This is a genomic window from Pseudomonas sp. TE12508 (genome assembly GCF_056279485.1).
On the sequence record NZ_JBWCCN010000003.1, the window covers coordinates 359614 to 372946 of the forward strand.

The 13333-nt window shown below is 59.3% G+C and carries 8 protein-coding genes; 7 read left to right on the forward strand and 1 reads right to left on the reverse strand.

Features of this window, described 5'->3' with window-relative positions; genetic code table 11:
• Entirely contained in the window at nucleotides 1–5034 is a 5034-nt protein-coding gene (locus tag ACZ9IM_RS06085; RefSeq protein ID WP_476223551.1) for a dermonecrotic toxin domain-containing protein, read from the reverse strand.
• 306 nt (nucleotides 5035–5340) lie between these two features.
• Between ACZ9IM_RS06085 and ACZ9IM_RS06090 the strand changes: the two genes are divergently transcribed.
• The 7 genes from ACZ9IM_RS06090 to astE all read left to right on the forward strand — a co-directional run bounded on the left by ACZ9IM_RS06090 (nucleotide 5341) and on the right by astE (nucleotide 13233).
• Nucleotides 5341–6561: an aspartate aminotransferase family protein gene (locus ACZ9IM_RS06090; protein WP_007904683.1), complete on the forward strand. Its 1221-nt coding sequence runs from the start codon at nucleotides 5341–5343 to the stop codon at nucleotides 6559–6561.
• A gap of 227 nt (nucleotides 6562–6788) precedes the next feature.
• The gene (aruF, locus tag ACZ9IM_RS06095) at nucleotides 6789–7808 is read left to right on the forward strand and encodes an arginine/ornithine succinyltransferase subunit alpha (RefSeq protein ID WP_427625511.1); all 1020 of its coding nucleotides are present in this window, start codon (nucleotides 6789–6791) and stop codon (nucleotides 7806–7808) included.
• Between the two features lie 86 nt (nucleotides 7809–7894).
• Nucleotides 7895–8920 carry an arginine N-succinyltransferase gene (gene astA, locus ACZ9IM_RS06100; protein WP_008071838.1) on the forward strand — a complete coding sequence of 342 codons (1026 nt, stop codon included), beginning with the start codon at nucleotides 7895–7897 and terminating at the stop codon, nucleotides 8918–8920.
• The gene (astD, locus tag ACZ9IM_RS06105) at nucleotides 8917–10386 is read left to right on the forward strand and encodes a succinylglutamate-semialdehyde dehydrogenase (RefSeq protein ID WP_476223564.1); all 1470 of its coding nucleotides are present in this window, start codon (nucleotides 8917–8919) and stop codon (nucleotides 10384–10386) included. The genes astA and astD overlap by 4 nt, the downstream gene beginning before the upstream one ends.
• 166 nt (nucleotides 10387–10552) lie before the next feature.
• A complete protein-coding gene (gene astB, locus ACZ9IM_RS06110; RefSeq protein ID WP_476223552.1) occupies nucleotides 10553–11899 on the forward strand; it encodes an N-succinylarginine dihydrolase in 1347 nt (448 codons plus the stop codon).
• 20 nt (nucleotides 11900–11919) lie between these two features.
• On the forward strand, nucleotides 11920–12210 hold the full coding sequence (locus tag ACZ9IM_RS06115; RefSeq protein ID WP_007904718.1) for a hypothetical protein: 291 nt from the start codon (nucleotides 11920–11922) through the stop codon (nucleotides 12208–12210).
• Nucleotides 12211–12222: 12 nt separating this feature from the next.
• A complete protein-coding gene (gene astE / locus ACZ9IM_RS06120; RefSeq protein ID WP_476223553.1) occupies nucleotides 12223–13233 on the forward strand; it encodes a succinylglutamate desuccinylase in 1011 nt (336 codons plus the stop codon).
• Nucleotides 13234–13333 lie beyond the last annotated feature (100 nt).

Consider the following 13333-nt stretch of genomic DNA (forward strand, 5'->3'; position numbering starts at 1 on the left):
TTATTCGTCAACCTCTGAGTTTCCAGAGGACGACACCTCCAGTTGCGCGTTATCGATGATTTCATCAAGCCCGAAGTCAACGTTGTTCAACCTGAAATAATCAAAGAGTCGTCGAAGGCTGTCTTCGGACAACGGATTCCCTCTCAGGTTGAGGCTTTCGCCAATTTCCATCGGCAGCTCCAGAATGTCGCTGGGTATCTCAATGATCGCGTTTGCGCTCAGATCAACCACGTCCAGAAACTCGAGTTGCAGCAGCCCAGGGGGAAACTCGGTGATGCCGGTGCTGTTTAACAGCAGTACGGCAAGCTCGGGCATCTGACTGACGTCGGGTGTCAGCCCCAATGGGTTGTTGCTCAGCTCCAGATAATCCAGGCGTTCCATTTGTGCCAGTTCGAGTACGGTTTGCGCGGTCAGGGTGAGTTGACACCGGGTCAGGGCCAATGTTGTCAGATCGCTCATCTTGAAAACGGCGTCGGGGATTTCGTTCAGCGTGTATTCGCGGATGGTCAGGCTTTTGAGGCGGGGGAAGCATTCCAGAAAACGCCCGGCCCCTGAGGTCATGCCGGCATTACTGTGCAAATAGAGCAGCGTGACGTGACTGAAGTCGGCGCTCAGCACCGGCAGGTTGCCAGTGATGTTGATGGTCAGCGTCAAATCATAGGTGGGCGTCAGTGTCGCGTTGAACCCATCCACATTGGTTTCATGACGCCAGCAACGCTCCAGAATCCGTTTGGTTTCAATTCGGTTCAACTCTTCGAGTACCCGCTCCACGTCCGTCAGGGCTTGGCCAGAAACCGGGTGGTGGGTGGGAATGTCCTGGGTCCAGATTTCCAGGGTGGTCCTCAGCGTTTCGAACTCGCCTTCCAGGCGTGTCAGCTCTGTTTGGCCCTCTTGCAGTGTGCCAGGCAGGCGATAGATGAAATCGCTGGCTCGCTCTTGATCCAGTCGCGGATAGAGTCGTTGTAATCGTTGGATATCCGCCTGTTCAGCAAAGACACCGAAGTCAAGGCCGGTCTTGACGAAGTAGCGCTTGATGCGTTCGCGGTCTGCTGCGCAAATCGGGTTGCCGCCCAGGTCAAAGCCATTCTGTATGTCCGGTGGCAATTCGAAGAGGGCGGCAGGCAGTTCCGGGATTCGATTGTCATTGAGCAGGGCGGTTCGAAGGTTGGGGCGCGTCAGCAAACCGGTGGGAATGCTGGAGATGCCGGTCCCTGCCACATCGATGTAGTCCAGATCGGGCATGTTTTCGACGTTGGGGAGTAACCCCAGCGGATTTTGATACAGCTCCAGTGTTGTCAGCTCGCCCAGCGCAGCGAGTGTCGCCTGGCTCTGCGGGGTGAGGGTGAGCGCACAGTCGCTGATAATCAGTTCGTTGAGGTGCGGCCATTGGGTGATGGCGTCCGGGATATTGCCAAGGTTGAAATTGCGCAGGGCCAAACGATGCAGCCCGGAGAAGCGCTTCAAGAATCCATTCACGCCCCGAGTGGCTCGATGGCCGGTCAATGAGAGGTTGCTCACGTGAGTGAAATCGGCGCTCAGCACCGGGAGCTCGCCCAAAATCGGCCGGGAAAAAATAAAATCGACCTGCCAGGTGTCGGTCAGGGGGTGGGAAGCCTGCCGACGCCAGCAGTCGAGCAGCTGGTTCATGAACTGCCTGCGATTGCGTTGTTGTGTGGAGAACTGGTTGGCGACGATTCTGACATCGGTATCCGGGATATATAGCGGGATATCGCCGGTCCAGAGTTGCAGTTCATCGACGAGCCTTTCGTGTTCGCCGATCAGTCGCGTCAATTCTGCTCGCGGCCCGCTCGGATGCAGCTGTAGCCGTTCGACGTACGCCTGCAGTTCCTCGGCCGAAAGATGGGGGAACAGATTATGGGCTCTGGCTTGTAACGTCGGTGGCTGGCTCGGCATACGCCGATAGCCTTCGGAGCCACCCAGCAGACGCATCACTGATGGGTCGTAAGTGGGTTTGAAGATGGGGTGATGCGATAGCAGTGCGCGCAACTCGTCGCGACTCAAGGCATGTTCGCGGATCGATTGTTTGAGTTTTTCACCTTCGCCGATATGGATCTTCAGCGCGCTACGCTCGATGTCGGGGAATGCCTGCAGCAGGCTGGTATACAAGTCGCTGACGGAGTTGAGTGCCTGGCCTGTCTCGTCATAAGCCTGAAACGGGCCCTCTTCAGTCATGACCAGGACCTTGTGCAGCGGCGCATCCGTTTTGCCGACGCTATCGATCAGTTGTCCCTCATAGCTGTACTGCCGCAGTTCGATGCGCAGTTGCCCCGACCAGCCCGGTAAACGTTCTAGCGAGTGCAGGGCCAGTCGCTGTGTGTCGAGGTTATCGGCGGTCGACTTAAGCTCAAGGCCTTCGTAGGCGCGTGTCACCCGTGTTTGCAAAGCGGCCTCACGGCTCAGTTCCACCAGTCGTCCGGGCAATGTTCCCTGTTTGAGCTGTTGCAGTTCCTGATCGCTCGCCGTGTCGAGCACCGCTTCTGCGAGGCTCGTCGGCAGGCCGGGTTCGGCGTTGATGATGGTGTGTGCCAGGGCGCGAGCGCCGCGTTCGAGTTTGCGATAGCGATAGTCGAACAAGATGGCTCTTTTGCGTTCGACAATCTCAGCCAGCGTGCGACGCAGTGTGCGAGTGCGGGTGTCGAGACGGGCGACGGAGGCTCCGAATTCTTCGCCCATCAGCGTTTTTATTTCGGCTTCATCCAGTGTCAGAAGAAACGTTTTGAGCAAGTCGTCGTCGTTCATTTGAGTGACATCGATTTGCAGGTCCGGCACCGCGGAGCCGGGGCTTTGCCAAAGGGTTTGAGCCTTTTCATCAATCAGGCGCAGGCCTTTTCGCTCGGGCCAGTAGCCGTTTTCGTGGAGTAATTCCAGCTGTGTCACGGGATCGGCCTTGAGGAAGTCTTCAGGCCGGTCGCTGTTCATCTGTTCGATAAAGGTTTGAATGTCCTGTTCGATCCTGAACCGTTTGAGGGTGTCGGCCAGCATCGGTGGCAGCCGTTCGACATCCGTGTGCATCTTGCGCAGCGTGTTTTCATCGTCGCCGCTGATCTTGAGCATGCGCTCACGCTCGATGGCGGAAAAACGTTCCATGTCGGGACCGATACGGCGCAACAACTTGGCCTGATCCCATTCCAGCGGTTGCTCCAGCTCAGTCTGCCAGGCGCCCTCGCCATTGTGTTTAAGCACTGGTTTATAGGCGTCGGGGCGTGTCGGGTGGTCGATGCGGTGCTGGCCGGTTTGCGGGTCCTCGATCACGGCATAGAGTTTGTCTTCCAGCCTCAACAGGGATTTGCCCTGATGGTTGTGCAGCCCGCGTTCGTCGGTTGGCGAACCCTTGGGCAGTTCTGCGCGTTGTTCGAACGGCGCCAGATCGGGCTTCCAGTAGCGGGTTTCGCCATTCGGTGTCTTGACCGGTTTGAAACGGTCAATGAACTCAACGACTTCTCGAGGCAGGACTGAACGAAACTCCCCCACGACGAGGGTGCCTCCTACCGCAAAGGTGCCCAGCTGTACCGCGGACTGAACCGTCTCCATGAAATGTTCGAGCGCTTGATCTGTCAGGCCTTCTGCCCAGTCGACGATGCCTTCGAAGGTCTCGTCGAGCAATTGATATGCCATGTAGCCCAGCATCAGTTCGCCGAGGAACGGCACGAACGGCAGGGCGACAAAGGCTGCGATGTTCAACAGCGCCGAGGCAATTTCTGTGAAGGAGTCCCATAACGCCCATCGGGCTTTTTGGTCGACCAGGGCAGTGGATACTGCGATGACCCGTGCATCGTTGAGGATCTTGTCCAGTTTGCGCTGGTAGAGATGAACCCACAGATCGCCCCGGATCGGCGTTGCCGTCATTTGCAGGTCGGGACGCTGGTCTGGATTTTCTCTCCAGGTGGGGCGCGGGTCGCCGGGTTGAACCGGTTGCCAGGTGATGGGGGTGAGGTGGTTGTTCAGCTGAGCGAAAAAGTGCCCGCGATCCTCATGGTCGAAAAAGCGACTGAAGAATTGTTGATAGTCATGATTGCGCAAACGCTGGGTCAGCTCTTGGGCAAATGCACTGGTGGAGGAATACGCCTTGATCGGGTGTTCGGGGTCGTCGGGAATATAGGCCACTACCCGAACCGTTTCGTGCGAACGCTCCAGATCCGGGGCAAACAGCACGATACCGGTCAGGTTGGCGTTCATGATTGTCAGTTCATGGCAGCCCCATTCCTGGCCGCGCAGGCGCAAGTGTTGCAGGCCATCCAATAAGCCAAGGATCAGTTGATGAACAGCATCGCCAAGCTTGTTTTGCATGTACGCCATTTGCAGGGCGGCGGTGAGTGCCGCTTTCTGGCTGTTGCGAACTTTGGATTGCATGACCGCTGTCGCCACCGGATTGCGCAGGCCCAGGTTTTCTTCAAGGTGCTCTTTGTAGCGCTCGCCAATGTCCAGTTCCCGGCACAATCGGGTAAATGCAGCGATGGGCATTTTTTGCAGGATATGCGGCAGTTGTTTGAATTGCCCGGTGGAAGAAGGCGGGGTGATATAGGTGGAAGCGGACTCAAAGGCCTGGTCTGTCGTCTCGCTGCTTTCAAAATTGTGCAGGGCGGCATCCAGCAGCGACACGGTCCAGATGCGTGCTGCCCCGGATTTCAATCGCAGCCAGGGAATGCGGGCAGGAATATAAAGACGCAAAAAGGTATGGCTGACATCCAGTTCCAGCCCAAAGCGTTTCTTGATCTCGGCTGCAAGTATTGGCTCGGCAAAGGTGCTGGCGTTTTGTACGCGCGCCAAGGCCCGATCGACACGGTTTTGCGCCTCCCAATGCCGTGCATTGAGTTTGCCCAGTTCGACGTGCTGTGCCCTGGAGGCTGCCTTGAGTTCAGCGGGTAGCTGCGGTTTGATCTTCAGCAAGGCTTCGCGCTTTTGTGCGTTCGCCTGCATCAACCAGGAAGGAATGACGCTCATCAGGTGCTGATAGTGCGCATCCGGCCTGAAAGGTAGCATCGAAGCGTCTGGGTGTTCGGTGTTCATGTTCATGGAAGAGGTCGTCTGGGTTCGAAAGACCCCTAGCAAAACCCATCAGCCTGAACGACGTGCGGTACATATTTACCGCCATCGGCAACACCGCATCAGATAGAACTGAGCACGCCTGCCGCAAACCCCGCCAGCAGTTTAAACTGCGCCTTTGCGACGCTATTTGTCGCATTGCCGTAAACCCGGGCAAAACCTGTGTTTGCGCTATAAGAAGTTGTCGCTTGGCGGCAAGGCCGGGCTGAAAACTGTCCTTACAATCCCCTCATCGCTCGCCAGTTTCAGGCGAGTGTTCCTTTTCAGGAGACTCCGATGTCCGTTGAGCACGCTGCGGTAGAACGCGCCGATTTCGACCAGGTAATGGTTCCCAACTACGCGCCAGCCGCTTTCATTCCTGTGCGTGGTGCCGGTTCCCGTGTTTGGGACCAGTCTGGCCGCGAGCTGATCGACTTCGCCGGCGGGATTGCCGTTAACGTATTGGGCCATGCGCATCCGGCGCTGGTCGCTGCGTTGACCGAGCAAGCGAACAAGCTGTGGCACGTGTCCAACGTGTTCACCAATGAGCCGGCCTTGCGCCTGGCCCATAAGCTGGTCGACGCCACCTTTGCCGAGCGCGTGTTCTTCTGCAACTCCGGCGCTGAAGCCAACGAGGCTGCCTTCAAGCTGGCCCGTCGCGTGGCCCATGACCGTTTTGGTACCGAGAAGTACGAAATCGTTGCCGCTCTCAACAGCTTCCACGGCCGTACCCTGTTCACCGTGAACGTCGGTGGCCAGTCGAAGTACTCCGACGGCTTCGGTCCGAAGATCACCGGCATCACCCACGTGCCTTACAACGATTTGGCCGCGCTCAAAGCCGCTGTTTCCGACAAGACCTGCGCGGTGGTTCTGGAGCCGATCCAGGGCGAAGGCGGCGTACTGCCAGCCGAGCTGTCTTACCTGCAAGGTGCTCGTGAGCTGTGCGATGCGCATAACGCGCTGCTGGTGTTCGACGAAGTTCAGACCGGCATGGGCCGCAGCGGCAAGCTGTTCGCCTACCAGCATTACGGCGTGACCCCGGACATCCTGACCAGCGCCAAGAGCCTGGGCGGCGGTTTCCCGATCGCAGCGATGCTGACCACCGAAGACCTGGCCAAACACCTGGTCGTCGGCACCCACGGCACCACGTATGGCGGCAACCCGCTGGCGTGCGCTGTCGCTGAAGCGGTGATCGATGTGATCAACACGCCCGAAGTGCTGAATGGCGTCAATGCCAAGCACGACAAGTTCAAGACCCGTCTTGAGCAGATCGGCGAGAAGTATGGCCTGTTCACTGAAGTCCGCGGTCTGGGCCTGCTGCTCGGTTGCGTGCTGAGCGATGCCTGGAAAGGCAAGGCCAAAGACATCTTCAACGCCGCCGAGCGTGAAGGCCTGATGATTCTGCAAGCCGGCCCGGACGTGATTCGTTTCGCCCCAAGCCTGGTGGTTGAAGACGCCGATATCGATGCCGGTCTGGACCGTTTCGAGCGCGCCGCGGCGAAGCTGACGCAAGCCTGATAGACCTTTCGACGCCTGACTGTTCAGGCGTCGATCCAAATATTTGTTTCGGGCTGGATCAAAAGTGTGGGAGCTAGCCTGCTAGCGATGAGGGCCTGATAGCCAACATCATTGTTGCCTGACAGGACGATATCGCTAGCAGGCTAGCTCCCACAGTTGACTCTGAGTTGTTTCAGGGATGGCCCGGGTTTTTTCTTCTGTAAGTTCTGAGATTAAGGAGTGACACCATGCTGGTGATGCGCCCCGCGCAAATGGCTGATCTGGGCGAGGTACAGCGTCTGGCTGCGGACAGCCCGATTGGTGTCACTTCCTTGCCGGATGACGTTGAACGCCTGAGCGACAAGATCGCCGCAAGCGAAGCCTCGTTCGCCGCTGAAGTCAGCTTCAACGGCGAAGAGAGCTATTTCTTCGTCCTCGAAGACACGGCCACCGGCAAGCTGGTCGGCTGTTCGGCCATCGTTGCCTCGGCCGGTTATTCCGAGCCGTTCTACAGCTTTCGTAACGAAACGTTTGTGCACGCCTCCCGCGAGCTGAAGATTCACAACAAGATCCACGTGCTCTCCCAGTGCCACGACCTGACCGGTAACAGCTTGCTGACCAGTTTCTACGTCAAGCCGGAGTTGGTGGGTTCGCCTTGGGCTGAGCTCAATTCCCGTGGTCGCCTGTTGTTCGTGGCCAGCCATCCGGAGCGCTTTGCCGATTCGGTGGTGACCGAGATCGTCGGTTACAGCGATGAAAATGGCGACTCGCCGTTCTGGGATGCCATCGGTCGCAACTTCTTCGACCTCAACTACGCCGAAGCCGAGCGTCTGTGTGGCCTGAAAAGCCGCACGTTCCTGGCCGAGCTGATGCCGCATTACCCGATCTACGTGCCGTTGCTGCCGGATTCCGCTCAAGAGGCGATGGGCCAGGTGCACCCGCGGGCGCAGATCACTTTCGACATTCTGATGCGCGAAGGCTTCGAGACCGATCACTACATCGACATTTTCGACGGTGGCCCGACGCTGCATGCCCGCGTCTCGGGGATCCGTTCGATCGCCCAGAGCCGTGTAGTGCCGGTGAAAATCGGCGAGCCGGTCAAAGGCGTTGGTCGTCAGTATCTGGTGGCCAATGCCCAGTTGCAGGATTACCGCGCCGTTTTGCTTGAGCTCGATTACGCGCCGGGCAAACCCGTAACCCTGGATCTTGAAGCGGCCGAAGCCCTGGGCGTCGGTGAAGGTGCCAGCGTGCGCCTGGTGGCGGTTTAACGCCTGCTGCTATGCCTAAAAGAGTGAATGCTTAGTAAAGCAGCGAGTTTCACGGGTGGCTCAAGCGGCCCGTTTGAGGAGATAGCATGATTGTTCGTCCCGTACGCAGCAGCGATTTACCCGCTCTGATCGACCTGGCCCGCAGCACCGGTACCGGCCTGACCACCTTGCCGGCCAACGAAGAACGTCTGGCTCATCGGGTCGGCTGGGCCGAGAAGACCTTCCGCGGCGAAGCCGGGCGCGGTGATGCGGACTACCTGTTCGTACTCGAAGACGACAATGGCCGTGTGGTGGGTATTTCCGCCATTGCCGGCGCCGTCGGCCTGCGCGAGCCCTGGTACAACTTCCGGGTCGGCCTGACGGTCAGCGCCTCCCAAGAGCTGAACATCTATCGCGAAATTCCGACGCTGTTCCTGGCCAACGACCTGACCGGCAACTCTGAACTGTGCTCGCTGTTCCTGCATGCCGATTATCGCAGTGGCCTCAATGGCCGCATGCTGGCCAAGGCGCGTCTGCTGTTCATCGCCGAGTTCCCTCAACTGTTCGGCAACAAGATCATTGCCGAGATGCGCGGCATGTCCGACGCGGCGGGCCGATCGCCGTTCTGGGAAAGCCTGGGCCGTCACTTCTTCAAGATGGAATTCAGCCAGGCCGATTACCTGACGGGTGTGGGCAACAAGGCATTCATCGCCGAGCTGATGCCGAAATTCCCGCTGTACACCTGCTTCCTGTCCGAAGATGCGCGCAACGTGATTGGCCAGGTTCATCCAGACACCGAGCCGGCGCTGTCGATGCTCAAGAGCGAAGGTTTCAGCTATCAAGGCTACGTCGACATCTTTGATGCCGGCCCTGCGGTGGAATGCGAAACCACCAAGATCCGCGCAGTGCGCGACAGCCAGGCGCTGGTGCTGGCCATCGGCACCCCGGGTGACGACGCCACGCCGTTCCTGATTCATAACCGCAAGCGCGAAGACTGCCGGATCACTGCCGCGCCAGCACGCTTCGCCGCCGGCACTTTGGTGGTCGATCCGCTGACGGCCAAACGCCTTCAACTCAACGCCGGCGATCAAGTACGCGCCGTTCCGTTGTCCGCTGCTCGGGAGTCGAAATAATGAATTCGCTATACATCGCCGGTGAATGGCTGGCTGGTCAAGGTGAAAGCTTTCAATCGGTAAACCCGGTGACCCAGCAAGTGCTGTGGGCCGGCGAAGGCGCCACGACCGGTCAGGTCGAGTCGGCTGTGCAAGCTGCGCGTCAGGCGTTCCCGGGTTGGGCTCGCCGTACCCTGGAAGAGCGCATCAGCGTGCTGGAAGCCTTTGCCGCTGCGTTGAAGAATCACGCTGACGAGCTGGCTCGCACCATCGGCGAAGAAACCGGTAAACCCCTGTGGGAAGCGGCGACTGAAGTCACCAGCATGGTCAACAAGATTGCCATCTCGGTGCAGAGCTATCGCGAACGTACCGGCGAGAAGAGCGGCCCGTTGGGCGACGCCACAGCGGTATTGCGCCACAAACCGCACGGTGTGGTGGCGGTGTTCGGTCCTTACAACTTCCCCGGTCACTTGCCGAACGGTCACATCGTGCCGGCGCTGCTGGCCGGGAACAGCGTGCTGTTCAAGCCGAGTGAGCTGACCCCGAAAGTGGCCGAGCTGACGGTCAAGTGCTGGATCGAAGCCGGTCTGCCGGCCGGTGTGCTGAACCTGCTGCAAGGCGCTCGCGAAACCGGTATCGCCCTGGCGGCGAACCCGGGCATCGACGGCCTGTTCTTCACCGGTTCCAGCCGTACCGGCAATCACCTGCACCAGCAGTTTGCCGGTCGTCCGGACAAGATCCTCGCGCTGGAAATGGGCGGTAACAACCCGCTGGTGGTGGATCAGGTCGCGGACCTCGATGCCGCCGTTTACACCATTATTCAGTCGGCCTTCATTTCTGCCGGTCAGCGATGCACCTGCGCCCGTCGCTTGCTGGTGCCGCAAGGCGCCTGGGGCGATACGCTGCTGGCGCGTCTGGTGGCGGTCAGCTCGACGATTGAAGTCGGTGCGTTCGATCAGCAACCGGCACCATTCATGGGCTCGGTGATTTCCCTCGGCGCTGCGAAAGCGCTGATGGATGCGCAAGAACACCTGCTGGCCAACGGCGCCGTGGCGCTGTTGGAAATGACTCAGCCCCAGGCTCAGGCAGCCTTGCTGACCCCGGGCATTCTGGACGTAACGGCGGTTGCCGATCGCCCGGACGAAGAGCTGTTCGGTCCGCTGCTGCAAGTGATCCGCTACGCTGATTTTGAAGCGGCGATCGCGGAAGCCAACGACACCGACTATGGCCTGGCGGCTGGTTTGCTGTCGGATTCCGAAGCACGTTATCAGCAGTTCTGGCTGGAAAGCCGGGCCGGTATCGTCAACTGGAACAAGCAGCTGACCGGTGCGGCGAGCAGCGCGCCATTCGGCGGTGTCGGCGCATCGGGCAACCATCGCGCCAGTGCCTACTACGCCGCAGATTACTGCGCGTACCCGGTGGCCTCGCTGGAAACCCCGAGCCTGACCATGCCAGCGGCTCTCACGCCTGGCGTGAAAATGGCGTGATGCCCATCGCCAGCAGGCTGGCTCCCACCGGTTTGATGGCGTTCGCACATTTTGTGTGCGACGTAATTACTGTGGGAGCCAGCCTGCTGGCGATGGCCGCGACTCGATCGCACTGAACAGTTAGTTACTGAAGCCTATAACAACAGATTCTCGTGGAGCCTCGCTGATGAAATCCTATGAAGTCAATTTTGACGGTCTAGTGGGGCCGACCCATAACTACGGCGGCCTGTCCTACGGCAACGTCGCGTCCCAGAGCAACAGCCAGCAGTCTTCGAACCCGAAGGAAGCCGCGCTGCAAGGCCTGGCGAAGATGAAAGCGCTGATGGAAATGGGCTTTCAACAAGGCGTTTTGGCGCCACAAGAACGTCCGGACGTAGCCGCACTGCGCCGACTGGGTTTCAGCGGTACCGATGCTCAGGTGATCGAGCGCGCCGCCAAAGAGGCCATGCCGCTGCTGGTTGCCAGTTGCTCGGCGTCGAGCATGTGGGTGGCGAACGCCGCCACGGTCAGCCCGAGTGCCGACACCGCGGATGGCCGCGTGCATTTCACCGCCGCCAACCTCAACTGCAAATACCACCGCAGCATCGAACACCCGACCACCAGCCGCGTACTGGGGGCGATGTTCGCCGATCAGAAGCACTTTGCTCACCACGCCGCTTTGCCAGCCGTGGCGCAGTTCGGTGACGAAGGCGCGGCCAACCATACCCGTTTCTGCCGTGACTATGGTGAAGCTGGCGTCGAGTTTTTCGTGTTCGGTCGCAGCGCGTTCGACACCCGTTACCCGAATCCGCAGAAGTACCCGGCACGCCAGACGCTCGAAGCGTCCCAGGCCGTTGCGCGTCTGCACGGTCTGAGCGATGACGGCGTGGTCTATGCCCAGCAGAACCCTTCGGTGATCGATCAGGGCGTGTTCCACAACGACGTGATCGCGGTGGGTAACGGCGAGGTGCTGTTCTATCACGAGGACGCCTTCCTCGACACCGAGCAGATGCTGGCTGAACTGCAAGGCAAACTCGCAAAAGCCGGTGGGAAATTTCAGTCGATCTGCGTACCGCGTTCCGCGGTCACCGTAGAAGACGCGGTACGTTCCTACCTGTTCAATAGCCAGCTGCTGTCGCGTCCTGACGGCTCCATGCTATTGATCGTGCCGGAAGAATGCCGTGGCAACGAGCGTGTCTGGCAGTACCTGCAAGGCCTGACCAGCTCTGGCGGCCTGATCCGCGAAGTGAAAGTTTTCGATCTCAAGCAGAGCATGCAGAACGGCGGTGGCCCGGCTTGCCTGCGGTTGCGCGTCGCACTCAACGAAACCGAACTGGCGGCCGTCAACCAAGGGGTTATCATGACGGCACCGTTGTACGGCACATTGACCGAATGGGTCGACAAGCACTACCGCGACCGCATGACCGAAAACGATCTGGCGGACCCGCAATTGCTGCTTGAGTGCCGGACGGCACTGGATGAACTGACGCAAATCCTTAAACTGGGCGCGGTTTATCCATTCCAGATCAATTGAACGTCGAGAGCGTAAAACACATGAGCGATACCCTGCAGCTGATCCTTGAAGACACCGACGGCACGCAACTGGAAACTTCCTGCACCCGCGTCGCGGTCATGTGGCAAGGCAAAGAGCTGTGGATCCAGCAGGACGGCCGCGGCCAGTTGCTGATCGGCGTAGACGTTGAAGAAGGTGACGCTGAATACGCCAACCTGCTGCTGCGCCCATTGGCGACTAATCTGGTAAGTTTGCAACTGGAGATGGAACCGGCCGACGTCGGTGATGATGAGGACCACGTACACGGCCCGGATTGCAATCACGACCACTAAGGAAACCGCTCTATGCTCGCCCTCGGCAAACTGCTTGAACTGACCCTCGCCGGCCGCGAACCGGCGGAGAAGACTCAACTGACTGTCGAAGGCGTGCGGATGCGCTGGTTGAGCGAAGGTGCGCTGGAAGTCCGGCCACCTGAAGCCCGCGACAACGGCCTGGACCTGCTGCTTTCGGCCGGCATCCATGGCAACGAAACAGCGCCGATCGAATTGCTTGATCGCCTGTTGCACGATATTGCCCGCGGCGATCTTAAGCCCTGCGCACGTATTCTGTTCCTGTTCGGGAACCCGGAAGCGATTCGCAAAGGCGAGCGTTTCATCGAGCAGGACGTCAATCGGCTGTTCAACGGCCGGCACGAACAAACCAGTGGTTCCGAGGCCTTGCGCGCTTGTGAGCTGGAGCGGCTGGCGGCGACTTTCTTCAGTCTGCCGGACCGCAATCGCCTGCACTACGACCTGCACACGGCGATCCGTGGCTCGAAAATCGAGCAGTTTGCCCTGTATCCCTGGAAAGAAGGTCGTCAGCATTCACGTCAGGAACTGGCTCGCCTGCGCGCCGCCGGCATGGAAGCGGTGCTGTTGCAGAACAAACCCTCCATCGTCTTCAGCTCCTATACCTACGACAAGCTCGATGCCGAGTCCTTCACCCTGGAGTTGGGCAAGGCCCGGCCGTTCGGGCAGAACGATGGGGTCAACGTCAGCCTTCTTGAAACCCGCCTGAAGCAGATCATCGAAGGCACCGAGCCGCCAATGACCGACGACGGACTGGATGGCTTGCAATTGTTCAGCGTCGCGCGGGAAGTCATCAAGCACAGCGATAGCTTCCGCCTGAACCTGCCGACGGATATCGAGAACTTTTCAGAGTTGAAGGTGGGGTATGTACTGGCCGAGGATATCGCCAATACCCGCTGGGTCATCGAAGAGCAGGGCGCCCGGATCATCTTCCCGAACCCCAAGGTCAAGAACGGCCTGCGCGCCGGCATCCTGATCGTGCCGACCACCGACGAAAACCTCGCGTAGGCACAACACATGATCGTTCCCACGCTCCGCGTGGGAATGCAGCCCGGGACGCTCCGCGTCCCAATAGCGGACGCAGAGCGTCCATTGAGGCATTCCCACG